The sequence below is a fragment of the Microcoleus sp. AR_TQ3_B6 genome (genome assembly GCF_036702785.1).
Taxonomy (GTDB): domain Bacteria; phylum Cyanobacteriota; class Cyanobacteriia; order Cyanobacteriales; family Microcoleaceae; genus Microcoleus.
This window is the reverse complement of record NZ_JAUBVJ010000036.1, coordinates 11,137-34,553: the sequence shown is the minus strand read 5'-3', so window position 1 is coordinate 34,553 and position 23,417 is coordinate 11,137. Positions and strand designations below refer to the sequence as shown.

Genomic DNA, 23,417 nt, shown 5'->3' with positions numbered 1-23,417 from the left:
CGATATGAGGTCGCTTTCTTCAATCTCTTCAATTTCTTCAATCTAAAATCTAAAATCTAAAATCTAAAATCGACTGGCTGCATTCACCGCAAGAAACGGGTGGCTTTGAGCCTAGTCTATGGCTAAAGTGAGGAAACATCAAAATTCCATTGACTTAGACTACATGATTTCGATGCAGAATGCGAGTGTCTATGCTAGCGAAGATTATCACCGGATTGCTCGGGCGATCGCCTTTATGCGACAACACCACCTAAACCAGCCCAATCTGGCAACTGTGGCCCAGCACATAGGACTTAGTGAATATCATTTTCAGCGACTATTTACTCAATGGGCCGGCATTAGCCCCAAGCGGTTTTTGCAATATCTGACAGTTGAATATGCCAAGTCAAAAATCACTGAGACTAAAAGCCTTCTAGACCTAACATTGGACGTGAGACTATCGAGTCCCGGACGATTACACGATTTATTTGTGAACTTGGAAGCAATGTCACCAGGGGAGTTCAAAGCGGGCGCAGCAGGTTTACAAATTCGCTATGGTATTCATGAAACCCCGTTCGGCACATCTCTAATCGCGACAACTGCCCGCGGTATTTGTAATCTTTATTTCTTGGAGACAACAGACGAACAAACCGCCGCACAAAGACTGCGATTGGCATGGAAAAACGCTGAAATCATTCGTGATGAGCAAGCCACTCAATCATTGCGCGACCGGATTTTCAATTCAGAAACTCTCAGCGAACAAAAACCACTAACGCTCTTGGTAAAAGGCACTAACTTTCAGATTCAAGTTTGGCGAGCACTTTTGAAATTGCCATTTGGTGCGATCGCGACTTATCAGACTATAGCTCAAATGGTAGCACGCCCAACTGCTGCTAGAGCTGTAGGAAATGCGATCGGTAACAATCCTATCGGCTATCTAATTCCATGTCACCGAGTCATTCGAGAATCTGGAGAACTCGGTGGCTATGGCTGGGGATTAGAGCGTAAAACAGTCATGTTAGGTTGGGAAGCTAGCCGTACAATCTGCGGAACCACCCTCGCAGGAATAGAGCGATCTAACGGTGTCAATCACCCGCCGCAGACTACCTCCGTTCCCAACACATAACCTCTGGGCGGTGGGGTGCAGGGGCGTGGTTTTGCTGCGTCAGCTAGAGGACTTTTAAGAACCTCCGACTTCAATCACTTCCCCCGGAGTAATGGTATTCAAAACCTTACGAGCATCTGCTACCAGAGGAAGTAAATCAGGAAGTCTGTTGCTGGATGCTACAAGAACAACGACTGCTACTCCAGCTTGCTGCAAGTTTTGCTGATAGCGCAAATTTTGATCAGTGGTGAGCAGAATTGTGAAGCCCTCTTGACTCATAAGCAGCAGCAATTCACCGTTCTTTTTTCCTGACCATCCCATCTCAACAACTGTGCGTATCTCGCAATCAGCAAGTTCACGCTTTAAAGGTCGTGGGGCACATTCATCAAGCAGGATTCGCATAGGCTGTCAGCATTTCCTTGGCTAATTCAAGAGCTGCTATTGTTTGTTCTCGACTGACACTAGGGAAATGGTCTAGAAATACCTCTAATGAATCACCAGCTTCAAGATAATCAAGTAGGGTTCTCATTGGTACACGAGTCCCAACAAAAACAGGGGTTCCCCCCAGAATATCGGGGTCGCTATGAACAATACGGGATGTTAATGTCATAACAAATTCAGCCAACAGGCTACCAGCTTTTACAACAATTGTATCCCAAAGTCATTTGATTTTCGCGAGCAGAATGCCCAAACGATCGCTAGCATCCATTTCATCTAAACCTACAACTGCTAGCAGTTTAGGCTGGGAAGCTAGCCATACAATCTGCGATCGATCGGGATAGCATTACTATTTTTCCTACTTGCCGCAGCGATCGCTCGCAGATAAATTTCAGGGTGCAAGGTCGATCGATATAAACTAGAAATATTGTGTATCGCCAGTTTTTCAATGACGCTGCCTACCGGATCTCGTTCTCCTGCTTTGTTCCAAACGCTTTCGCTGGTAGCGGACCCGATCGCATTTTTCGATCGGTACTCTGCCAAATACGGCGATACATTTACCGCCCGCGTGTTGGGGCCCGCTTCGCCCCCCGTGGTGTTTCTGGGCCGTCCAGAAGCGATTCAGGCGGTGTTTACGACCTTAGCCGATGCCTTTGAGTTTGGCAAAGTGACCAACGTATTTCGCCCGCTGGTGGGAAATGAATCCCTAATTATGAATGAAGGGCCGCGGCACCTGCGACAGCGACAGCTATTAATGCCCGCGCTGCATCGGGAACAGTTGCACAGTCAAGGGCATTTGATTGTTGATTTGACGAAAAAGCAGACGATCGACTGGAAAGCCCCAGATGCGATCGCAGTGCGCGAAGAAATGTCAGAAATTTCGCTGCAAGTAATCTTGCAAGTCGTGTTTGGATTAGTGCCGGGAGAGCGCTACGAACGCCTGAAACAATTGCTCAGCAAGCTTTTAGAGGCGATTACCTCTGAACTGTACTCGATACAATTTTTCTTTGAACCGTTGCAGCAAAATTTGGGGCCGATGAGCCCGTGGGGGCAGTTTTTGCAGCAGATGGCCCAGATTGACTCGCTGATTTATGCGGAAATTGCCGAGAGGCGATCGCATTCTCTCGATTCGTCTCGCACGGATATTCTGTCGGTGTTGATGATGGCCCGCGACGACACCGGCGAATCCCTCGGCGATCGAGAATTGCGCGATCAGTTGATGACGCTGTTGTTGTTGGGACATGAAACGACTGGATCGGCGTTGACTTGGGCGTTTTACTGGCTGCATCAGTTTCCCGAATGCCTTGCGACGTTGCGGAAGGAATTGGATGAATTAGGCGAGAATCCCGATCCGATCGCGCTTTCGCAGTCGCCCTACTTAACAGCAGTCTGCAAAGAAGCGCTGCGGGTTTATCCAATTGCCTTAATTTCGCAGCCGCGCAAGGTGAAACGGACGATCGAACTCGAAGGCTATACATATCCACCGGGAACGATTTTAATCCCCTGTGTCTATTTGGCGCACCGTCGGCCTGAAACCTACGAAAATCCCGCCCGGTTCAATCCCGATCGCTTTTTAGATCGCAAGTTTTCCGCCTCTGAATTTTTACCCTTTGGAGGCGGGAGTCGAAGCTGCATCGGGATGGCGTTATCGATGTTTGAAATGAAGCTGGTTTTAGCAACGGTCCTGTCTTCCCGTGAGTTTGTATCGAATCTCGATCGGCCAATTCGTCCGGCGCGCCGGGGAATCACCTTTGTGCCGCCCGATCGGTTTCGATTAACGGTTGTGGGCGATCGGCGTTAAATGAGAGTGAAACGCCGTGTCAATCGATTTTAGATTTTAGATTTTAGATTGAAGCATTGAGCCCACGGATAAATTCCGGGGGCAAGTTTCATCGGATACAGTTTTTTTATTTCACCGGTCCTGAGTCTGCTTTCGGAATGAATCTGGGGGCTTGTATCCTGGATGCTTTCGGTCAAGAAAGATATGTTATTCGATGAAAATCCCAGCAACTTTGTCTCCATTCATCGTCATGTGTGCCACAAATTCATCTCCACCATCTTCAAAACTCAGCTTCCACAAATAAATCTGAGAATTACCTTGTTTTATATCGCCAAAATAAGTAATTGAATATCCCTTTTGCAGGCGTGAAGCGAGCAGCTCGCTAACATCATCAAACATTTGTTGTGTAATGTTCGCTTTGTAGCCTGCATCGCCCACTGTGGTAAAAAGCTCGTAATTTTTCGATGCCGTGGCATCCAAGATAACGTGTAAACAATCGATGATGTTGTGAGAGGGGGCTGTCGAGTTCATGATGATGTCCTTCTTTTAGGATTTTCTTAAAATGTTCTAGCTCAGACTGCTGTCTAACGCTTAATTGTACCGCATTTGCGATCGAATCCAGTTTTGGAGCGTCATTGACCGCCAACACCATCCGCTTAGCTCAGCCGCTACGATCGCTTTTTCGTTTTCCCAGATCCAGCCCTGTTAGTAGATTGGAGCGATTTTTGATTTTGCCATCCTTTAAGGCTTGACATCAAGGCTTGACATCTGTAACCTGATAGGTTACATTAGTAAAGTAATCTCAAAGCTTACAAAAACTTTTTATTTATATATAAGTGCTATGAACTGGATATTCAGCCTAGATTGAAGGATTATTTTCCATGATACAAACTTTTAAAAGTAAAGCATAATAAAAATTATTCAAGGAAGGTAATGCAAAAGTAATTCCTAAAGAATTTGAAAAAAGGACAAGAGCAAGACTTGAAGTAATAGATGCAGCAATAATTATAGATGATATTAGAATACCAGGCTATGATTGACACGAGCTTAAAGGTGATAGACAGGGAACTTGGTCAATAAAGGTATCAGGTAACTGGTGTATAACTTTTACATTTCAGGATAACAACGCCTACGATATAGATCTCGAAGATTATCACTAGCCCATAAAACAAAATCTAAAAATTTAACTTAAACCGTAAGGAAAGTTGCATGAAAGACATACAAAACATGATTCAAGAGAGGAAAGTAAGACCAGTACATCCGGGCGAGGTCATTTCAGATGTGCTTGAAGATCTTGAAATGACTCAAACCAGGTTTGCGGAGATACTTGGTGTATCCCGCCGTACTGTCAACGAAATTGTTTTAGGTCAAAGACCAATTACAGTAGATATGGCAATTCGGATTGGGAAAGCGTTGGGGAATGGCCCTCAACTGTGGCTTAATCTTCAGCAAAAAGTTGATATCTGGGATGCAGTGCAAAAACACAGTGAAGAGTACGAAAAAGTATCTACGGTAGCAGAGCGCGATATGTTAATCTGAGATTGCTAACCAAAGTTTAAATTGCGGTCTGCACATCTTACCTACTCCGGCAAGTGGTCTCACGGCATTTTGCTCAAGATTTTACGAGTTCAAGCCAGCCGAATTTGGTCAAAATTCCGAGAAAAAGAAGAGCATAGCCGTCAAGATTATAGTCAACTAAGAAAGTCATCATTTCTGTGTGGCACGTCTCGCTTTTTGCTCCTCAAGTTTTGCCCAAAGAGCTTCTTGTCCGGGCTTGTGCGGCATCATTGCAATGCGATCGAACCGTTCGCGGTTGCGATTTTCCCAATAGGAGCGAATTTCTTCTCTTGTTTGTAATACTGGTTGATACTCTGTTTCGATTTGAGCGCGGTTTGCTTCAATGTAAGACATACCAGTGTTAATTTGGTCTTCTGTGAGGTTAAATCTATTACGAATCAACTTTGGTGAATACTCCGCTTTCAGAAAATCCATAACATCATATAGAGTCAGTCAAGTGCTTGAAATCGTCAGTCCTCGTTGTGTACGAATAATAGTCGCTTGTTTGTCGGATACCGGACTCATATCTATAACCTTCTAGGCGCGGTCTAACGACAAGCTCACCCGCCACCGAAAGCGAAATGAGGAACGAACGGAGCTTTCGGCGGTCGGGTGTAGCACCTTGTTCGGCCGTCGTTTTACCCCTTTATATTTAGTTCGCTGGCTAATATGCCGTATCGTAAATCGTCATAGAATTGTCCCCATTTGCAAAAGTGATCGCGCGAGCATCCCTCGTAACTCATGCCAATTTTTTGCATCACACGGCCTGAAGCAGGGTTACATCTAAGATGAGCAGCGTGAATACGATGGAGATTCAACGATGTGAAACCGTATGATAGAACTGCTTTTGCTGCTTCCGTGCAGTAGCCTTGACCCCAGTAAGGCACACCGATCCAATAACCAAGTTCGGCATTATTATGCCTCTTGTCTATTCCGAGTCCGATCGCACCACATAAGAGTATTCCTTCTCGAATGACTATGGCAAAATCGACGACTTCTCCCTTTTCATGCTTGGCCCGTTGAGAAGAAATCCACTGTTGGGCCATGCCATCCTGATATGGGTGCGGCATATTGAGTGTCGTCGCAGCAACTTCATACGCCCCGGCCAATCGCTGCACGATAGGAGCATCTTCTAAAGTAAATGGCCTCAAAATGAGCCGTTGCGTTTGTAAAACAGGACATATTTCCATAGGCAAAAACTTAATTCATGACGTGGCTGTATGCAATCAAGCTGCGCGCGACGGCAGAACGACCAAGCTCACCCGCCGCCGGAAGCCGGAGCGACGAGGCACGAGCGCAGGCTGTAGGCGGTCGGGTGCAGCGCCTTGTTGTGCTGCGGTTGGTGACGTTAGATTTGTTTGAATTGAACACATGCTTTAGCCAGTTGCGTGGAATCCCTCATGGAACGCCACGTTACCCTGTGGATAATGGCCATCAAACGAAAGAGCAAAAAATACTTCATCCGGCACGCCAGTAAGAGCAAGCCCGGCTACATTCTCAAATCCAAATTTCTTATAGTACTCTGGATGCCCGACTAAACAGCAACCTTTAGCTCCTCTCTGCTTCAGTCGCGATAGTCCTTCCTGAATCAGAGCTTTACCAATACCTTTGCGCTGATATATAGGCAGCACAGAAATAGGGCCTAGACCATACCAATCATTGGTGCCATTAGAAATGGTTATAGGAGAAAAGGCAACATGACCAACAACACGGCCATCGATTTCTGCGACTAACGATAAGGTCAACACCCCTGCGTCACGAAGGGCCTCTACGATGAAATGCTCCGTGTGATTGCTGATTTCCAGAGACTCGAAGGCTGCAACAGTCACTTCAGTGATGTGGCGAGTATCATCCGTCGTCTCATCTCTTATCAGAAGATCTCGTACTGTCATAGCAATCTTTCCATGTGTTGGTTGGGCCGACAATTACTTTGGTATGCACTATCGCACCTCTTTTGCTCTTTTTTAATTGTTAAGCGCCGCACTTCCAACCAAGCCGCGCGCCGCAGCACAACTATTAATTGTACCGCAGTTGCGGTATAATAGACTTAAAAATTTTATTATACCGCACACATTTTCATAACATCAAACTTGGCTATTTATTGCCTCAGCAACAATAGTTCGGTGTCTGACTGTGTTGCAAGTGATTGTCGGCCGTGCAAAACCGGAATCTACCAAAGCTTGCTCGATATCCAACCCAAAATACTGATCCAAATAAGGCTCCGTACTCTTGAGCAAAGTCAAAATATAAGGAGGCATTTTGGCATAAACTTCCGACTGAGGATTCATATCCATAATTGTCAAATGTCCGCCAACACGCAGCAAACGCCTCGCTTCCCGGAATATTTCTCTCGTAGCTTTCTGCGGCAATTCGTGACAAACTAAACAAATAGAAACTAAATCAAAAGCTGCCGCAGGCAAACCAGTAGATTCAGCAGCAGCGTGAACCCAAGTCGGAGATTTTTGATTTAAAGATTCAGCTTCTCGCTGTTGAGAACGGTATTTAGCAACTGCTAAGAAATAAGGCGACAACTCCACCCCAGTCATCTTCGCTTCCGGGTAAACCTCCCCAAGAGCAAAGGTACTCATTCCCACACTGCACCCCAAATCAACAATATTTTGCGGCGGAGAAGCAATTTGAGATTTGATGATTTCGTGATAGCTGGCGCGGAGTTTAGCATCGCCTTCTGCGCCCGCTTCTGGCCAAATTCCCGCGTGAACTGCACGGGCGGCTACTTCAACTTCTGTCGCAGCTTCCCAGCTCATATTACCTTGTTCGTAAGCGTGAAATGAAGTTAGATAATATTTCGGGTAAACAAGATCGGGATTTTGGACGCTGAGTAATTCTGCCTCCCAATTTCGAGCTAAAAGTGCTTGGGCTTCTTGTCGCCAATGCACTCCGATTTTTTCTGCTCTTTTTATCATCATTTCCCGCGCTTGGTGCTTGGCTAGATTAGCTAAAGGTTTGATGGAAAGGACGCCATTTACTAAACGCGAGGCTACTCCGGGAGTTTTGTTAGCTGCAACAGTCATCTTTTAGGTTTTTCTATTTTGCGCCCTCTATTTTAACACGTTTGGGCAATTTTTAGTTGGTTAATATAATGAAACTTAACTTGGTGCGAGTGAAAGGCAAGTGTTTGGTGAAAAAGATTTTTTTTAATGAACCGCAGAGGGCGCAGAGAACGCAGAGGAAGAAAAGAGAGAAAAGATAAGAGTAGGGCAAAAGTGGCTCGGGTGGTATAATATTTATTTGTGCTTGTCTATTTAGTGCTGGGGAATTTACCCGCAATCGGGAATGGGATTTGCCGAAGTTGGAGTATTTGGAAGGACACTTTAAATCTGGCTATTCAGGAGTTTGTGATGAGCAAGTCTATTGTGGAATTGGTTGACAATTTGCCGTCTGGTGGGGTCACTGTGATGATGCTCAAATCTCTCGATTTTGTGGTTCCGGGAGAGTGGAACAATCTAACGGGTTTTGATAATACTATTCAAGCGGTGACAGGGGAAACAAAGCGCAAATTAGTTGGGAAAATTCGCGATCGCGCGATCGAGCTTTACGCCAACCCCAACGAGCCATATCAAGGCGTACTCAGGCTTTACCAGTTAGCAGACAGCGCCGACAGTGCGTTAGGTGCAACGGCTATGGCGAATAAAATCGGCGAAAACATCGGCTTTCTTTCCTTTCTCAACCGCCTCACTCCCAAAGCTGACACAACTCAAACGATCGACTTGTGCGTCAAAGTGGCGATCGAGCTAATTGCCTTCTGCAAACTTAACAATATTTCCCTTGACAATGTGGGAAGCTTTGGTAATTATTTGTCTCATTACAAGGGCGAATCTCTGATGCGGATGGCTGCTTTAGTTTGTGCTGACGGTTTAATTCCCCTCGGCCCGGACTTCCTTAGAGTAGCACAAAATACCCTAGGCGGATTGAATCCTTCAACCTTGCAGCAAAACTCCACATTCCAAAATATCAGCAACCTAATTCCGGGCGCAAATAATTCTCAAAAGTTCGGATTTGTGACAGCAACTTTCGCCTCAGCCCAAGGTTGGATGAACAATTTAGTACAGTCTCGCGGCTTGACTCCCGCCATAGTTTTAGGCCATCTCAAGCAATACGTTGATGTTACCGATGACAAATTGGATTATGTGGCGGCGTTTTTGGACATGACTACCAATTATTACGAACATACGGGAATTCAGACGGTTGCTCGCCGATTGATCGATCGAGCTTATCGCGAAATAGCCTCTGACAGAGACTAGAAAACTCGTCGCTCATCATTCTCAAGAACAGGCAAGATGCCTGTTCCACAAAAATTAAATTTTATTGTGGGCCGTTGCTCCTAGCCCGCCCTGAAGGGCATTATTGCAAACGATCCAAGATATAAAGGGAACAAACCTCGTCGCTCATCATTTTAAAGAACAGGCATCTTGCCTGTTCTACAAAAATTAAATTTATTGTGGGTCGTTGCTCCTAGCCCGCCCGGAAGGCGGGAGTGCATTATTAATTGCTGAAACCATTGCTTACTTTGCCTTCTTCCTTCTTCCTTCTTCCTTCTTCCTTCGGCTGTGAGTTAAAATAAGCAAATTATGTTTGGCAAACCTCTTTTAATCGCCTTGTGAAAAACAAATCGCTTCCTTCATCCGTAACAGTCAAGCTAGGCAAGTTTGTCTGGACATCAATGTGGCACTTAATGATGTCAAAACTAGCGCCGCCCGATCGCACCGGAGCATACATTCGCCCCACCAGCAGTTTCCGCAACTTTGTCAGCACTGCACCAGACAACCCTCACGGGCCCGCTGCGGGACGGTATCGCCTCTTCGTGGGTACGGGATGCCCTTGGGCGCACCGCACTCTGGTGACGAGGGCGCTCAAAGGGCTGGAAGATGCGATATCGGTGTCGATTGTCTATCCCTCTGAAGGGGGGATGTGGGTGATGGAGTCGGAGACTTTTGGCTGCAACACGGTGCCGGAACTTTACCAGTTGGCTTTACCGGGCTATCAGGGGCGGTGTACGGTGCCGGTGCTGTGGGATGAGTTGAAAAAGACGATCGTCAATAACGAGAGTTCGGAAATTATTGTGATGCTAAACTCGGAGTTTAACGAGTTTGCTAGCAATTCTCAAATGGATCTTTATCCTCTGGATTTGCGATCGCAAATTGACGAGTGGAATGAGAAGATTTACCAATCGGTGAATAACGGCGTTTATCGCTGCGGTTTCGCCCAATCTCAAGCTGCTTATGATTCGGCTTGCAGTGAATTGTTTGCTGTTTTAGACGAGATCGATCGCTCGCTCTTGAGGAGTCGTTACCTTTGTGGCGATCGGGTGACGTTAGCAGACGTGCGGCTTTTTACTACTCTATTCCGTTTTGATGCCGTTTACTACAGCTTGTTCAAATGCAATGTGCGCCGCATTCAAGATTACGAGCATTTGGGAGCCTATCTGCGCGATTTGTACCAGTTGCCGGGAGTTGCTGGCACTTGCGATTTGGAGGCTGTGAAGCGCGATTATTACGGCAATTTGTTCCCGCTGAATCCCGGCTGCATTATCCCCGCTGGACCCGATCCGGCGAGTTTGCTCAAAGCTCACGATCGCGCAGGGTTCAGAAACCCGGTTTCTTAACAAAATCCGGCGTGAAGATGCCAGAATAATCGCAGAAACCCGGTTTCTAGGATGCTTGGGCAGAAACTCAAAAACCGGGTCGATCTCGTTCCCAGGCTCTGCCTGGTAACGCATATCCAGAGGCTCTGCCTCGCCTTAACCCTCTAACAAACCCTCCATTCTCTCCTTTACTCAAACCTCACGATCGACAAAATATTGATGTTATTTTGAAGTGAGATTAAGCAATATTCAAAATCAAATCATGTCTGGCGATCGCCCGAGTCATCTCAAAAGGCGATCGCACTTATATACAAAAATCCAAACAAGGAATTGGCAATGTTAGAAACTGAGGGCGATCGGGAAGCACAGCAGCGCATTGAAAAGGCACGGCGAGACCGAGCAAGAACACTTGATCTTAGCGACATGAAACTCACAGAAGTGCCAGAGGCGATCGCATCCCTCACCGAGTTGCAACTGCTTGACCTCTCCAACAACCAACTGAGAAAACTACCAGAGGCGATCGCATCCCTCACGCAGTTGCAACTGCTTTACCTCTACAACAACCAACTGACGAAACTGCCAGAGGCGATGGCATCCCTCACCCAGTTGCAACAGCTTTATCTCTCCAACAACCAACTGAGAAAACTACCAGAGGCGATGGCATCCCTCACCCAGTTGCAACTGCTTAACCTCAGCAACAACCAACTGAGGGAACTGCCAGAGGCGATGGCATCCCTCACCCAGTTGCAACAGCTTTATCTCTCCAACAACCAACTGACGGAAGTGCCAGAGGCGATGGCATCCCTCACCCAGTTGCAACAGCTTGACCTCGACGACAACCCACTGACGGAACTACCAGAGGCGATGGCATCCCTCACCCAGTTGCGACAGCTTTACCTCGACGACAACCCTCTGAATGCTCACCTCGCTGCTGCCTATGAGCTAGGCACTGAAGCCGTCTTGCAATACCTGCGGGCAAAGGCACAAGCACAAATCACGCTGAATGAAGCCAAACTGATTTTGATCGGTGAAGGTGAGGTGGGCAAGAGTTGTCTGTTGGGCGCATTGCGCGAGGAGGAATGGCTAGAAAGTCGTCCCACCACTCACGGCATTGAAATTAAGCCAGTTGTTGTCACCCATCCCGACAGTGGCACAGAGATATCACTCAATGGTTGGGATTTTGGCGGTCAACCGGTTTATCGATCGACACACCAGTTGTTTTTCAGTGCACCAGCCCTGTATCTGGTGGTGTGGAAGCCGCGAGAAGGCCCCCAGCAAGGCTTTGTCAAAGAGTGGATTACCTTGATTAAGCATCGCGCACCGGATGCCAAGGTGCTAGTAGTCGCCACCCACGGCGGCCCCGGACAGCGACAACCCGACATTGACAGACAGGAAATTCAGGATCGATTCGGCAGCGATACGGTGCTTGACTTCTTCCATGTAGACAGCAAACCTGACCTTCAGAACTCCTGCACCGGGCTGGCAGAATTAAAACAAAAGATTGCTAGTGTCGCCACATCTCTTCCCGAAATGGGACGTTCCGTTCCCGCCAAGTGGCAGCGAGTGCGGGAAATCTTGCAGACAAACGACAAAGCCTATCTGCCCTACAATGATGTCCTTGCCATCTGCGATCGACACGGAATCGATAAAGAACAAGCAGAACTTTTCCTTCGCATTTCCCATACCTTGGGGCATATCATCCATTACCATTACGATCCAATACTGCGGGATATCGTCATCCTCAAACCCGACTGGCTGGCAAAGGCAATCAGCTTCGTACTCGATGATGAAACAACCCGCCGCCGCAACGGTTTAGTAGATTTTGAGCATCTGGGCGAATTATGGAGTAATCCCCCGTTTCCAGGCGAGGACGGCTACCCGAAAGAACTACATCCCATCTTTCTCAAGCTGATGGAACGCTTCGATTTGTCCTACCGGGTGGTGCTCGACCCAGCTAAACCCAGCAATACCAGCTTGATTGCTCAACTCGTACCCGATACACGCCCGGAATTGCCCAATTGGGGACAGCAACCCGAAGCCGGAGACAGACAACAAGTGCAAATCTGCCGGATTGTGGACGATCGAGGACAACTTGCAGTAGCAGAAGGATTGTTTTACCAGTTGATTGTGCGCTTGCACAAATACTCACTGGGGCGCTGCAATTACGAAAAAAGTATCCATTGGCAACGGGGTTTGATGCTGGACAACGACTACAACGGTCGGGCATTGCTGGAATATGTTAACACTGATGTAAAAATTACCGTGCGGGCAGCTTATCCAGAACGGTTCTTGTCTTATCTCACCGAAGAGATTAAATGGCTAGTCGAGAATTTCTGGGAAGGATTGCGATGTAATGTGATGGTTCCCTGCATTAGGCCTTGCGGTATGAATGCGCCGGGAAACGGGCTATTTGAGGTTGAGAAACTAATTGAGAGCAAAAAGAAGACTCGTGATGAGTATCCCTGCCCCATTTCAGGCTGTGGTGAATGGCAAAACATCGATCGTCTGCTGAATAACGCGCCGACTACTCCACCCCCATCCCAAGAAATCGGCATTCAGCAGTTCCGAAATATTGTCAAAGACGAGCTAAAAATCATCCGCGAAGATTTAGTGATTGTCGATCGTCGAGGTGAAGAACGCTTTCAGTCATTGTCTCAGGATCAGCGGATCATTCTCAGCAAAGTCGATGAGGAATTTGCGTCGCTAATGCAAATGCTCACCGATGAAGCCAAAGATGGCCCGCGCCTGTTCAGTTTCAAGCCCGTCGATCCCAAGTTTCTCGATCGCCCAAAATGGATAAGTACAAAATTTCAAATTACCCTCTGGTGCGAACACTCTCGTCAACCAGTTCCCGCCTTAAATCCTAACGACAAGAAGAAGGGGGTTTATGAATTGGAAGTGCCGCGCAAATGGTTTACCAAAGCAGCCCCCTATCTCAAAATTTTGACCGGAACTCTGAGTCTAGTCTTACCTGTCGCAGCCTCAGCAACCAAGCTAATGCTAGATGAAGCCACCTACAAAGGCATTGAAGAGGAACTCGATCTCGGACAAAAAAGCATCGAATCTATCTTGAAAGGAAGCGATTTAGCGACTAATTTGTCTACCGAAAGTGATGCCCCTGATTGGCAACAGCGCGAAGCAGCCATCCGCGCCCAAGGCTCGATTTTGCGACAATTACACGCGGTGCTAAAAGCAAAAGATCCTGGTTTTGGTGGCTTGGTGCGGGTGCAGAACAGACGCCGCGAATTTCTGTGGGTTCATCCTCAGTTTGTAGATGAGTATTAAGATTTTTATCTTTACAGCATTATTACGATATGTGATAATTTAAAATCCCTCGTTACCAGGCTCTGCCTGGAAACGCATATCCAGAGCCTGGGCCTCGCCCAAACCCACCAACAAACCCTCGATTTCCCTCGTTACCAGGCTCTGCCTGGAAACGCATATCCAGAGCCTGGGCCTCGCCCCAACCCACCAACAAACCCTCGATTTCCCTTCCCTCGTTTCCCTTCCAGGCTCTGCCTGGCAACGCATATCCAGAGCCTGGGCCTCGCCCCAACCCACCAACAAACCCTCGATCGCCCCAATGGGAAGAAGCAGATACAAAGTAATATATTCCGACAACCAACCGCACTTCGTCACCTCTACAATTATCAACTGGATTCCTGTATTTTATCAAGCAGAAATAGCACAAATAGTCTTAGATTCCTTAAGTTTTATGCAACGGGAGAAGCGTTTAGCTTTACACGGTTACGTCCTGATGGAAAATCACTTGCACTTAATCGTAACTTCTTCTGAATTGTCAATGCAAATGAGAAATTTTAAATCATTTACAGCTCGCTCCATAATTGACTTGCTTGAAAAAAATCAAGTTACCAACATCCTCGATCAACTCGCATTCTATAAAAAGCTACACAAAAAAGACCAAAAATATCAGCTATGGCAAGAAGGGTTCCACCCGCAAGCTATTTTGGATGAGGCAATGCTGTTGCAAAAATTGGAGTATATTCACAATAATCCTGTTAGGCGCGGCTATGTTGACGATCCAGCTTGTTGGAGATATTCTAGTTATCGAAATTATATGGGTCAGGATGGATTGTTGCCAGTTGATTTGATTGATTTTTGAGTCGGATGATTTGTTTGAAGGAGCGAGGCGGAGCCTCTGGATATGCGTTACCAGGCAGAGCCTGTTAACGAGGAAGGGAAAAGAGCGAGGCGGAGCCTCTGGATATGCGTTACCAGGCAGAGCCTGTTAACGAGGAGAAGGAGGGGAAAAAGAAGGGACAAGAGCGAGGCGGAGCCTCTGGATATGCGTTACCAGGCAGAGCCTGTTAACGAGGAGAAAGAGCGAGGCACAGCAAGAGTGAAATGCTCTGCCAGGCAGCCGGTTTCTTGGATGGTTGGGCGATCGCGTGGCGGCTCACAAACCGGGTTTCTTAGCAAAATCGGCCGTCAGAATGTGGAAATTATCGCAGAAACCCCGTTCTTGGATGGTTGGCAGGGCCTCAGAAACCGGGTTTCTTCACCAAATCGGGCGTGAAGATGCCAAAATTATCGCAGAAACCCGGTTTCTTGGACAACGAGGATTCGACTTCTAACTTCCCGATAAAATCTCTTCGAGTGCTACTTTCAGCGTCGGATATTGATATTGAAAACCGCTAGCTAAAGTTTGTTTAGGCAACACTTTCTGCCCTTCCAAAACAACTTTTGCCCCGTCTCCCAACAGCAATTCTAAAGCAAAACTTGGCACCGGCAACCAAGAAGGTCGCTTTAAAACTTCCCCTAAAGTTTGACACAATTCATTCATCCGCACTGGATTCGGTGCTGTCGCATTCAAAACCCCTTGAACTTGCGAATTTTGCAAAGCATACAGAATTAAATCAACCACATCCTCGCGATGAACCCAAGAAAACCACTGTTTCCCAGTGCCCAGCGGCCCGCCTGCAAATAGTTTAAAAGGTGGCAGCATTTTTGCCAGCGCCCCTCCCATTCCCAAAACTATCCCCAGCCGCAAAATTGCTAGCCGCGTTCCCGCATTTTTTGCAGGTTGGGCGGCTGCTTCCCAGTCTTTGCAAACTGCTGCTAAAAAATCGTTTCCCGCAGGGCTAGTTTCGTCAAATTCAGCGGTTTCGCTGGTTCCGTAATAGCCGATCGCCGATGCGCTCACAAACACCGATGGTCTAGGATTAGCATTGACGATCGCTTCCACCAATTTTGCCGTCGTCAGTTTGCGACTGTCGAGAATTTCTTGCTGGCGCGCCTGGGTCCACCTTTCCTCCGCAATCGGAACCCCGGCTAAATTTACAACACCATCGCAGCCCGCGATCGACTTTTGCCAATCACCAGACTCCGCCGGAGTGTAGGCGACAACTTCCAAATTCGGATAAGCTGAAGCCGGAAAAACTCGCCGGGCCCTCGCCGCATCCCTGCTCAAAACCACCACTTGATGTCCCGCAGCTTGCAGCTTCTCCACCAGCCGGCTACCTACAAATCCCGTTGCTCCCGCGATCGCTACTTTCATCTTTTACCAATAATGCAGAGTTCTAGCAGTTTAGACGATCGTCCAAACTTGTTTTGAATTATACAAAAATAAACAGCAGCCTCGATCGCCTCCCCACAAGCCAAGTGTATTTTCATTAAACTGATAAAGGACGCGAGAAACACAAACCATGCCAGCAAAAAAATCAAAGCTTCTAATTGCTGCCTCCATCGTCGCAGCAGGTAGCGCTGGGGTCTACTTTTACTTCCAGGGTTTGAGCCAAAAAGTATCCAACCCTCAAGACAGCGCCAAAGTTGTACCCGACGAAGCAATGATGGCCGCCTTCATCTCCCCCAATCCCCAAGCGCTGGCCCAGTTGCAGCGATTTGGCACGCCAGGGGCTCAAAAGTTGGTCGGCATGGGTTTGAAGACCTTTCAAGAACAAAGCTTGGCAGGCACTCAAATCGACTTTGAGAGGGACTTAAAGCCTTGGCTGGGGGGGGCGATGGTCGCTTTGTTGCCCCCTGATGCTGCCAAAACCGAGCCTCCTAAGCTGCTGCTTGTACTCAGCGTCAAAAATAAAATTAGCGCTTGGAATTTTGCGAATAAATTAAAATCTCAGCCCGGTGCAACTACTCAAGAAACCGAGTATAAAGGAGTTAAAATTTCTGAGATTGCAGAGCCAACCGGCAAGCGCTACAGTGTGGCTTTGCTGAACGACCAATTAGTCATGGCTCCTTTGAGAAAGCCTCTGGAATTGGCGATCGATACTTTTAAAGGAGAACCCTCCCTCGCTACGCAGCAGAGCACAACTAAGTTTTTTGCAGAGAGTGCTGGTGTCAAGAATCCGATCGCAACTGTTTATATTGCTGACTATCCTGCGGCAATTGAGCAATTGAAAGCTAATTTGCCCGCAGATATCCCCTTGCCTTGGACACTGTTTTCCCAGTTCAAACAAGTCAAGTCAATGGTAGCGGGAATTGGGGCGGACAGTTCGGGATTGAGGGTAAAAACTATTGCTCAGTTAGACCCTAAATTCGTCCAGCAAAATCCACAAGTCCCATCGAAATTGTTACCCAGATTTCCCGGCGAAACCATTGCTTTAGTCGGCGGCAATGGACTAGATAAAATTTGGTCGCAGGCGACGGCAAGGGCAAAAGATAGCCCGGAAGTTGACAGGGGAGTTCAGCAGGTGAGGAGTAGTTTTAAGCGGTTGGATTTGGACGCGGACCGTGATGTTTTTGGTTGGATGAATGGGGAATTTGCGATCGGGGCGATCGGTTCGGATCGAGGTATTTTGTCTCAGTTGGGGATGGGGGCGGCGATGATTTTTGAAACCAGCGATCGCCCTGCTGCAGAAGCAACCCTCAAAAAACTTGATGCGATCGCCAAAAGCAATCCTACAGTCAGCGTCGCCCCCAGACAAGTTCAAGGCAAAGAAGTTACCGAGTGGCAAATCCCCCAGCAAGGCACTTTATTCGGGCACGGTTGGCTGAATGAAAATTCTGTGTTTGTAGCTTTCGGCGGCCCTTTAGTCGATGTGATTACTTCGACGCCGCCCCAGCCCTTAAGCAGCAGTCCTAGTTTTCAGGCGATCGCCACTTCTTTACCGCAAGTCAACCAAGGTTACTTTTACATAGATATGGAAAAAACCATGTCTTGGGCTAACCAATATTTGCTCGCAGTACAGCCAAATTTAGTTTCGCCGCCCGTCGCTGAATTGCTCAATTCTCTCCGAGGAATTAGCGTAGCCACAGCTTCTACAGAACCGACAACTGCTCAGCTTGAGATGCTTTTTGCCTTAAAATCTAATTAACTAATTGGGAATCTATTAGTCCGCGCAGGCGGACGAGATTGTGTAGAAGCGGTTTCAACCGCCGAATGAAACCGCCTCATCTTCCTCTCTTGAATTTAGCTAGAATATTCTTGAAATTGGCGATCGACAAAATCCGACGTGTCGATGCGTTCAACTTGCCCACCGTTACGCACTGCTAGGGTTTCTTGGTGCTGTCGGCTGATGCTAATATTGCGATCGGCGTAGTTGGCAATAACCAGAGTTAGGCTTTTCTCTAATATCGATTTCGGCTGCATCGGAATGATAAATTAGAGGGCAATTCATGAATGATTTTTACAAGTCGCCACCTATCTCGGCGCAATTTTCAGTTGTTTGATTCACAGTCAACAGTCAACAGTCAACAGTCAACAGTCAACATCATTCCGGTGCAACCGGAATTGATATAAATTCATCCGCTGCACATTTTTGTAAATTGTGCGATTCAAAGTATCTACAAATATCACGGGCTCAGTTTCGCGGCTCTCTTGCAGGGTACGGACAGCCGTTTGAGTCATCAGCATTTTAATACTCGGAGAGTGACAGAAGAGGGATAATAGCTTTTTAACTGCTGTGAAAAGAAAGATAGCCAACTAAACCAGCATCAGCCACAATTTGCAGCACGAAAGGCACAACCAGCTTAGTGCGGAGACGGAATTTTTGGCAGACTGTTTTGGTAACGCTCATAACTTTATTTCTCCCAATCAATCAAAAATCGCTAAGCTGCGATCGCCCATTAAGTACCTACTTCTACTTTTACTTCTCATTTAAAGCTTCCATACCTTCCCATCCCTCCGGGGTTCCATACTGTTGATACTTTTCACATCGGTTGATATAAACCATCGTAGCTTTATCATACGGATTGATTTGTAAAACTTCCTGAAAAATTCCCTGTGCCTCCTGAAATTTTTGTTGATAGTAGAGAAACACCGCCACTTCAAACTGTGCCTGAGTTTGTCTCTTTAATCGCTTTTGTTCTGGAGGATCGCCATCATAAACTTCAAAGACAGCAACGGCAGACTTTTTCCCTTTCACCATCACTCGATCCAAAAATCGGAAGCATTGTTCTTGATAATAGTCAAGACAACACAGGGTGTTATGGCTGATTAAAATTCCGGCTCCATAGAGCTTAGTTAATCCTTCCAAACGAGAAGCTAAATTGACAGCATCAGCAATGACGGTGGTTTCCATGCGTTCTGATTCGCCGATGGTTCCTAGCATTAAATTGCCTGTATGCAAGCCAATTCCTATAGCGATAGGAACGTCACCTTGTTGTTGGCGTTGTTCGTTGTAAAGGGCTACTTGTTTCTGCATTGCGATCGCAGCTTGGACTGCATCATTAGCCGAATCAGGAAACAAAGCCATAATCGCATCGCCAATATATTTGTCAATAAATCCTTTATGCTGGCGGATGACTGGACTCACTTGACTGAGATAGGAGTTTATAAAATTAAAGTTTTCTTGAGGAGACATCATTTCTGATAAAGTTGTAAATGAGCGAATATCAGAAAACATTACCGTCATTTCTTGCTGCACTTGATCGCCGATTTGGACATCAATAATGCTTTCCTTATCTAAAAATTTGAGAAAATTACGTGGCACAAATCGTCCGTAAGCTAAAGTCAGTTGTGTAATCGATATATGAGTTCGGATTCTCGCCAGCATTTCTTGTTTTTGAATCGGCTTGGATAAGTAATCATTTGCTCCTGATTCAAATCCCTGCACAATATCTGCCACTTGATTTTTAGCAGTGAGCATAACAATAGGCAGTTCATAAGCTGGAAAGCGATCGCGGATTTTTTGACATACTTCATAACCAGTCATTTGCGGCATCATCAAATCCAGTAAAATCAAGTCAGGGATAAAACCATTTTCCATTACTGCTAAAGCTTCGCGTCCATTACTAGCTTCTGTAATCGCATAGTTGTATAGGGAGAGATTGTTGATTAGTACCTGACGATTAATGGGCTCATCATCGACAATCAAAACTTTGAACAATTTTTCATTATTGATTGCTAGGGGTAACTTGGTGCTGTTTATTGTAGCTGCTAAACCCAGATTTGGGATATTTTCGATAGCTGCACTCTGTGGCTTAAATTCAGCTTTACCAGTCGAAGCGGGCAAGGTAAATGTAAATTGGGAGCCTACTCCCACCTGAGATTTAACATTAATTTTACCCCCGTGCAATTCCACCAATTGTTTCGTTACAGCTAATCCTAATCCTGTTCCCCCGTATTCTCTAGCCGTAGAGCCTTCTGCTTGTTGAAAAGATTCAAATATCCGGTCAAAATTTTCTTCTAAAATCCCAATCCCTGTGTCCGATACGGTAATAGCTAGAGTAGAAACTTGCTCCCCCCTTGCCAAGGAGAGATAGGGCAAATCTACGACTTCTGCTGAAACTATAACATTCCCAGAAGAGGTAAATTTAATAGCATTTCCTACAAGATTATGCAGTATTTGTTGCAGGCGCTCCTCATCAGCTTCTGCGGGGGGAAATTCGGCAGGAATAGAGTTGATTAGTGTCAAACTTTTTTGGGCAGCTAGGGGTTGACTAAGGGTCAAAACTACATTGGTAACTGCTCGCAAATCTACTGGTTTGAGCCGCAATTCTAAGTTATTATGCCTCAGTTTAGAGAAGTCGAGAATATCGTTAACTAGATTAGCAAGACGGCGACCACTGGAGACAATCAAATTTAGGTTGGCTTGAGTAATTTGGGGTAAATCTCCAGTGGCACCATCTATGAGAGATTCAGCAATGCCAATAATGCCGTTGAGGGGAGTACGGAGTTCGTGAGAAGTATTCGCTAAAAATTCGTCTTTGAGTTGATCTAGCTGTTTTAACTCTTGGTTTTGCTTTTCTAAAGTGGTAAAAGATTCTTGGAGTTGTCTTGCCATGCTATTGAATGAATTTGCTAGCTTTTCGATTTCAATAATATTGGTAGGTTCAACGTGCTGTTCTAAGTTACCCGTAGCAATTTCTTCTGATGCTTGAGAAACTTTGAGAATCGACTGCGTAATCCAGCGAGCGGTGAGAATGCCGATAATAATTGCTACACTTAAAGTAGCCATACAAAGCAGGATGGTAGTGCGCGTATTGGCATCAATTTCTGCGGTAAAATCTGATTCGGGAACGACTACAATCGTTAACCAGTCTAACATACCTGATTCATCTTTAAAAGGAGAAACTAGCAAAAATTGTTTTTTACCATTTAGAAAAAATTCCATCTGTTGAGGAGCATCAATTTGATTCAAGCTACCAAAGTGACCGAATAAATATTGAGTGGTTTTTTGTGTTAAACTATCGCTGACTTTATCAGCCATAATTCGTTCTATTTTACCATCAGCAGAGGGCGTGAAAGGTTCTTTAATAGTTGAACTTGCCACTAAAAGCCCGTTGCGTTCGATGATAAAAGTCTTACCTGATTTACCAATTGTAAAACTCTGCAGGAAGTCACTAATTTGTGCTAGGGAAAGATCGGTAACAAAAATACCCATCAGTCCTCCTGTATCGTCATAGAATGGGGAGACGGCTGAAAGATCGAGCCTTTTACCTAATGCCGAAGCTTCAATCGTGCTCCAAGTCGGGCGACCAGTTTTGACAGCAGTTTTATACCACTCGCGCGTCCGAGCATCATAATTGGGTTTTTCGCGAATTATTTTGAGGCGCTCGCCTTGATTATTGACTGAATATCTGCGGATAGCATTCCCGGTTGCTTCACTCGCTACAACTGTGTATCCCTCGGACCTATTAGCACCTACAAATTCCCCTTTAGTATTAGCAAAAGCAGTGGTTCCAAAATTTGCATCCAGTGATTGGCTTTGTTGCCAAAAATAAAGCTCCATTTGCTCAAAATTACTGGGGTCAAGTAACTGTTGGCGAATGGTATTTATATGAATTTGCTGAATTAAATGAGGCTTCGCTAAGTAACTTTTTAGGTGGACTTGGACGCGGGATATCACTTCACGCCGCAACTGATCGGCAATATTGTTCACTGCTTTCTGTCCGTTGCGGAAGGAAAGATAGCCGACGAGTCCAACAGCGACAATTATTTGCAGGACGAAGGGCACTACTAGCGCCGTGCGGAGCCTGAATTTGCGGGTGATGTTGCTCATAGCGAGGCGTGAGGAATAAGATTTTGGCGTGTATGATGCAGTATAACTCTCTTGATTTAGCGATCGCACCTCTTTTCCGTTCAGGCAAACGCCTGAAGGATAACCTGATATCTTAAGACCTATATAAGAGTTATATTATTTATAATTTTCATTTTAGTTTATTAGCCAAGTTGAGCGCTTTCGGTGTTTCCTGCGATCGCTCATAAAATCCCAATAGCCAATATCCAGGTAAGGTAAGATGGTCAGTGAAAAAGAAATCATTAGCCACTTTCCAAAAATCTTATTTTGATAGTTCACTATCTCCATTTCCATCAAGCTTATTGAAGGTTACACCTCGAATTTGTTAGTAATATTCTCACCTATTAGAAAAATTTTATATTCTTATTAGCTGAGATTTTTCTCACTATCTCTATCAAGTGAATCAAAAAAATAATCCATAACTTAAAGGTTTTTTTCGGGCTATTTTAAAATCTGCTCAAAATATTCAAGCCATTCATAGAAAGTAACTTCGTTATTTTGAGCGCGATCGGCTACTGTTTGCAAGCTATTCCACAACCGTATATACCCCTCATTTGTCACTTTCGGCAAGAAATAATCAGGAACGCTTAGAGCATAAGACTTTTACCAAAAATCCTGATTTCAGCCATTCTGTTAGAAAATAAACGCTCAAATGCTCGCTATATCTACAGTTAAAAATTTGGCTCTTATTTTTATTTTTTCAGCGTGACAAAAGAGGGATACAGCAGATTGTAAGTAAGTAGAGTACACCAAAGGCTATACATTAACGAAAAGAATGAAACTTTCTGTCGCTACTCTCCTCCATAAGCCTGCAATCTGCTGTAATATTACCGACAGTCAGGGCAGGTCAGGGGAGCATCTCAATGAAAGCAGCCAAGCTAGAAATCTAAGTTTTGAGGCAGGAGGCCCAAGGAAAGAGGAAGAATGAAGGAGTCTGAAGAAGTGTTTTTACAAATATGAGATGCTCCCCAGGGCAGTGCCATATCCCTACAATTAAATCGATTATTTTGGGGTTGGGAAACGGTGCGGTGTCCTCAATTGCCGTGTTGTCCGTGATATCAAAATCGAGGGCGATGGCGTCGGGCCCCGCAAGCTACGGGCAATTTATATCAACTCTGCTAGCTGAGGAATTGTAAAATCGAATCAACAGTCAATACTCAACTATCATTGAGTTTTTCGGCCCGCCCGTTAACAGTCAATCGATTTTAGATTTGAGATTTGAGATTGAACTGCTTCCTAGGAAGAGCCAATACAGCGATATAAGCGAGGAAGAGCCTCAATTGCGGAGGAAAATTGCAGGCACAGCCTCCTTTCTCTGCGTTATCAGCTAGAGCCTGGAAGTCAAACAACACAGTCAATCGATTTGAGATTTGAGATTTGAGATTTTAGATTGAACTGGTTCAGAGGTCGAGCCTCGCTATGCGATATAAGCGAGGAAGAACCTCAATTGCGGAGGAAAATTGCAGGCACAGCCTCCTTTCTCTGCGTTATCAGCTAGAGCCTGGAAGTCAAACAACA

The 23,417-nt window shown here is 45.9% G+C and carries 22 protein-coding genes and 1 pseudogene; 10 read left to right on the top strand and 13 right to left on the bottom strand.

Annotated features, from left to right (window positions below):
• The first annotated feature begins 118 nt into the window (after nucleotides 1-118).
• Nucleotides 119-1,105 (top strand): methylated-DNA--[protein]-cysteine S-methyltransferase, encoded by a 987-nt coding sequence (locus tag QUB56_RS18070; protein ID WP_332956997.1) that lies wholly within the window; start codon nucleotides 119-121, stop codon nucleotides 1,103-1,105.
• Nucleotides 1,106-1,159: 54 nt separating this feature from the next.
• Here QUB56_RS18070 and QUB56_RS18065 read toward each other — a convergent pair whose 3' ends face one another.
• The 3 genes from QUB56_RS18065 to QUB56_RS18055 form a co-directional block, all read right to left on the bottom strand.
• The gene (locus QUB56_RS18065) at nucleotides 1,160-1,486 is read right to left on the bottom strand and encodes a hypothetical protein (protein ID WP_332956996.1); all 327 of its coding nucleotides are present in this window, start codon (nucleotides 1,484-1,486) and stop codon (nucleotides 1,160-1,162) included.
• Nucleotides 1,470-1,709: a DUF433 domain-containing protein gene (locus QUB56_RS18060; protein WP_332956995.1), complete on the bottom strand. Its 240-nt coding sequence runs from the start codon at nucleotides 1,707-1,709 to the stop codon at nucleotides 1,470-1,472. Before QUB56_RS18060 ends, QUB56_RS18065 begins: the two co-directional genes overlap by 17 nt.
• A gap of 112 nt (nucleotides 1,710-1,821) precedes the next feature.
• The gene (locus QUB56_RS18055; protein ID WP_332956994.1) at nucleotides 1,822-1,971 is read right to left on the bottom strand and encodes a hypothetical protein; all 150 of its coding nucleotides are present in this window, start codon (nucleotides 1,969-1,971) and stop codon (nucleotides 1,822-1,824) included.
• Between QUB56_RS18055 and QUB56_RS18050 the strand changes: the two genes are divergently transcribed.
• A complete protein-coding gene (locus tag QUB56_RS18050; RefSeq protein ID WP_332956993.1) occupies nucleotides 1,971-3,323 on the top strand; it encodes a cytochrome P450 in 1,353 nt (450 codons plus the stop codon). The genes QUB56_RS18055 and QUB56_RS18050 overlap by 1 nt on opposite strands.
• A gap of 186 nt (nucleotides 3,324-3,509) precedes the next feature.
• On the opposite strand, the gene QUB56_RS18045 is transcribed toward QUB56_RS18050, so the two are convergent.
• Nucleotides 3,510-3,833, bottom strand: a complete 324-nt coding sequence (locus QUB56_RS18045) for a hypothetical protein (RefSeq protein WP_332956990.1) — start codon at nucleotides 3,831-3,833, stop codon at nucleotides 3,510-3,512.
• A 521-nt stretch (nucleotides 3,834-4,354) separates the two neighbouring features.
• On the opposite strand from QUB56_RS18045, the pseudogene QUB56_RS37300 reads away from it, so the two are divergent.
• A pseudogene (locus tag QUB56_RS37300) lies at nucleotides 4,355-4,462 on the top strand (type II toxin-antitoxin system RelE/ParE family toxin); the annotation flags it as partial.
• A gap of 49 nt (nucleotides 4,463-4,511) precedes the next feature.
• Nucleotides 4,512-4,841 carry a HigA family addiction module antitoxin gene (locus QUB56_RS18040; RefSeq protein ID WP_332956988.1) on the top strand — a complete coding sequence of 110 codons (330 nt, stop codon included), beginning with the start codon at nucleotides 4,512-4,514 and terminating at the stop codon, nucleotides 4,839-4,841.
• A gap of 168 nt (nucleotides 4,842-5,009) precedes the next feature.
• Here the strand turns inward: QUB56_RS18040 and QUB56_RS18035 are convergent, their stop codons facing one another.
• From QUB56_RS18035 to QUB56_RS18020, 4 genes are all read right to left on the bottom strand, one after another.
• Entirely contained in the window at nucleotides 5,010-5,294 is a 285-nt protein-coding gene (locus QUB56_RS18035; RefSeq protein ID WP_332956986.1) for a DUF433 domain-containing protein, read from the bottom strand.
• Between the two features lie 203 nt (nucleotides 5,295-5,497).
• Nucleotides 5,498-6,049 (bottom strand): GNAT family N-acetyltransferase, encoded by a 552-nt coding sequence (locus QUB56_RS18030; RefSeq protein WP_332956984.1) that lies wholly within the window; start codon nucleotides 6,047-6,049, stop codon nucleotides 5,498-5,500.
• Between the two features lie 186 nt (nucleotides 6,050-6,235).
• Nucleotides 6,236-6,751 carry an N-acetyltransferase gene (locus tag QUB56_RS18025; protein ID WP_332956982.1) on the bottom strand — a complete coding sequence of 172 codons (516 nt, stop codon included), beginning with the start codon at nucleotides 6,749-6,751 and terminating at the stop codon, nucleotides 6,236-6,238.
• 192 nt (nucleotides 6,752-6,943) lie between these two features.
• Complete coding sequence (locus QUB56_RS18020; RefSeq protein WP_332956981.1) at nucleotides 6,944-7,891, bottom strand: class I SAM-dependent methyltransferase; 948 nt, start codon at nucleotides 7,889-7,891, stop codon at nucleotides 6,944-6,946.
• A gap of 327 nt (nucleotides 7,892-8,218) precedes the next feature.
• Between QUB56_RS18020 and QUB56_RS18015 the strand changes: the two genes are divergently transcribed.
• The 5 genes from QUB56_RS18015 (at nucleotide 8,219) to QUB56_RS17995 (ending at nucleotide 14,998) form a co-directional block, all read left to right on the top strand.
• A complete protein-coding gene (locus QUB56_RS18015; RefSeq protein WP_332956979.1) occupies nucleotides 8,219-9,121 on the top strand; it encodes a hypothetical protein in 903 nt (300 codons plus the stop codon).
• A 419-nt stretch (nucleotides 9,122-9,540) separates the two neighbouring features.
• Nucleotides 9,541-10,482: a glutathione S-transferase C-terminal domain-containing protein gene (locus QUB56_RS18010; protein WP_332957047.1), complete on the top strand. Its 942-nt coding sequence runs from the start codon at nucleotides 9,541-9,543 to the stop codon at nucleotides 10,480-10,482.
• Nucleotides 10,483-10,797: 315 nt separating this feature from the next.
• Entirely contained in the window at nucleotides 10,798-13,746 is a 2,949-nt protein-coding gene (locus QUB56_RS18005) for a COR domain-containing protein (RefSeq protein WP_332956976.1), read from the top strand.
• A 298-nt stretch (nucleotides 13,747-14,044) separates the two neighbouring features.
• On the top strand, nucleotides 14,045-14,584 hold the full coding sequence (locus QUB56_RS18000; RefSeq protein WP_332956975.1) for an REP-associated tyrosine transposase: 540 nt from the start codon (nucleotides 14,045-14,047) through the stop codon (nucleotides 14,582-14,584).
• Between the two features lie 183 nt (nucleotides 14,585-14,767).
• Complete coding sequence (locus QUB56_RS17995; RefSeq protein ID WP_332956974.1) at nucleotides 14,768-14,998, top strand: hypothetical protein; 231 nt, start codon at nucleotides 14,768-14,770, stop codon at nucleotides 14,996-14,998.
• 54 nt (nucleotides 14,999-15,052) lie between these two features.
• Here the strand turns inward: QUB56_RS17995 and thyD are convergent, their stop codons facing one another.
• Nucleotides 15,053-15,979 (bottom strand): thylakoid membrane protein ThyD, encoded by a 927-nt coding sequence (gene thyD / locus QUB56_RS17990; RefSeq protein WP_332956973.1) that lies wholly within the window; start codon nucleotides 15,977-15,979, stop codon nucleotides 15,053-15,055.
• A gap of 148 nt (nucleotides 15,980-16,127) precedes the next feature.
• Here thyD and QUB56_RS17985 point away from each other — a divergent pair, with 148 nt between their 5' ends.
• A complete protein-coding gene (locus QUB56_RS17985; RefSeq protein ID WP_332956972.1) occupies nucleotides 16,128-17,753 on the top strand; it encodes a DUF3352 domain-containing protein in 1,626 nt (541 codons plus the stop codon).
• Between the two features lie 95 nt (nucleotides 17,754-17,848).
• On the opposite strand, the gene QUB56_RS17980 is transcribed toward QUB56_RS17985, so the two are convergent.
• The 4 genes from QUB56_RS17980 to QUB56_RS17965 all read right to left on the bottom strand — a co-directional run bounded on the left by QUB56_RS17980 (nucleotide 17,849) and on the right by QUB56_RS17965 (nucleotide 21,881).
• The gene (locus QUB56_RS17980) at nucleotides 17,849-18,028 is read right to left on the bottom strand and encodes a hypothetical protein (RefSeq protein WP_332956970.1); all 180 of its coding nucleotides are present in this window, start codon (nucleotides 18,026-18,028) and stop codon (nucleotides 17,849-17,851) included.
• A 108-nt stretch (nucleotides 18,029-18,136) separates the two neighbouring features.
• A complete protein-coding gene (locus QUB56_RS17975; RefSeq protein ID WP_332956968.1) occupies nucleotides 18,137-18,292 on the bottom strand; it encodes a hypothetical protein in 156 nt (51 codons plus the stop codon).
• 40 nt (nucleotides 18,293-18,332) lie between these two features.
• Nucleotides 18,333-18,455, bottom strand: coding sequence for a hypothetical protein (locus QUB56_RS17970; RefSeq protein WP_332956966.1), 123 nt, complete (start codon nucleotides 18,453-18,455; stop codon nucleotides 18,333-18,335).
• 69 nt (nucleotides 18,456-18,524) lie between these two features.
• The gene (locus tag QUB56_RS17965; RefSeq protein WP_332957045.1) at nucleotides 18,525-21,881 is read right to left on the bottom strand and encodes a response regulator; all 3,357 of its coding nucleotides are present in this window, start codon (nucleotides 21,879-21,881) and stop codon (nucleotides 18,525-18,527) included.
• Nucleotides 21,882-23,417 lie beyond the last annotated feature (1,536 nt).

Bases quoted from the DNA above. Each gene is read 5' to 3' on its own strand.
- QUB56_RS18070 (WP_332956997.1), top strand. From the start codon at position 119: ATGGCTAAAGTGAGGAAACATCAAAATTCCATTGACTTAGACTACATG.
- QUB56_RS18065 (WP_332956996.1), bottom strand. From the start codon at position 1,486: ATGCGAATCCTGCTTGATGAATGTGCCCCACGACCTTTAAAGCGTGAA.
- QUB56_RS18050 (WP_332956993.1), top strand. From the start codon at position 1,971: ATGACGCTGCCTACCGGATCTCGTTCTCCTGCTTTGTTCCAAACGCTT.
- QUB56_RS18045 (WP_332956990.1), bottom strand. From the start codon at position 3,833: ATGAACTCGACAGCCCCCTCTCACAACATCATCGATTGTTTACACGTT.
- QUB56_RS18040 (WP_332956988.1), top strand. From the start codon at position 4,512: ATGAAAGACATACAAAACATGATTCAAGAGAGGAAAGTAAGACCAGTA.
- QUB56_RS18035 (WP_332956986.1), bottom strand. From the start codon at position 5,294: ATGGATTTTCTGAAAGCGGAGTATTCACCAAAGTTGATTCGTAATAGA.
- QUB56_RS18030 (WP_332956984.1), bottom strand. From the start codon at position 6,049: ATGGAAATATGTCCTGTTTTACAAACGCAACGGCTCATTTTGAGGCCA.
- QUB56_RS18025 (WP_332956982.1), bottom strand. From the start codon at position 6,751: ATGACAGTACGAGATCTTCTGATAAGAGATGAGACGACGGATGATACT.
- QUB56_RS18020 (WP_332956981.1), bottom strand. From the start codon at position 7,891: ATGACTGTTGCAGCTAACAAAACTCCCGGAGTAGCCTCGCGTTTAGTA.
- QUB56_RS18015 (WP_332956979.1), top strand. From the start codon at position 8,219: ATGAGCAAGTCTATTGTGGAATTGGTTGACAATTTGCCGTCTGGTGGG.
- QUB56_RS18010 (WP_332957047.1), top strand. From the start codon at position 9,541: ATGTGGCACTTAATGATGTCAAAACTAGCGCCGCCCGATCGCACCGGA.
- QUB56_RS18005 (WP_332956976.1), top strand. From the start codon at position 10,798: ATGTTAGAAACTGAGGGCGATCGGGAAGCACAGCAGCGCATTGAAAAG.
- QUB56_RS18000 (WP_332956975.1), top strand. From the start codon at position 14,045: ATGGGAAGAAGCAGATACAAAGTAATATATTCCGACAACCAACCGCAC.
- QUB56_RS17995 (WP_332956974.1), top strand. From the start codon at position 14,768: ATGCGTTACCAGGCAGAGCCTGTTAACGAGGAGAAAGAGCGAGGCACA.
- thyD (WP_332956973.1), bottom strand. From the start codon at position 15,979: ATGAAAGTAGCGATCGCGGGAGCAACGGGATTTGTAGGTAGCCGGCTG.
- QUB56_RS17985 (WP_332956972.1), top strand. From the start codon at position 16,128: ATGCCAGCAAAAAAATCAAAGCTTCTAATTGCTGCCTCCATCGTCGCA.
- QUB56_RS17980 (WP_332956970.1), bottom strand. From the start codon at position 18,028: ATGCAGCCGAAATCGATATTAGAGAAAAGCCTAACTCTGGTTATTGCC.
- QUB56_RS17975 (WP_332956968.1), bottom strand. From the start codon at position 18,292: ATGCTGATGACTCAAACGGCTGTCCGTACCCTGCAAGAGAGCCGCGAA.
- QUB56_RS17970 (WP_332956966.1), bottom strand. From the start codon at position 18,455: ATGAGCGTTACCAAAACAGTCTGCCAAAAATTCCGTCTCCGCACTAAG.
- QUB56_RS17965 (WP_332957045.1), bottom strand. From the start codon at position 21,881: ATGAGCAACATCACCCGCAAATTCAGGCTCCGCACGGCGCTAGTAGTG.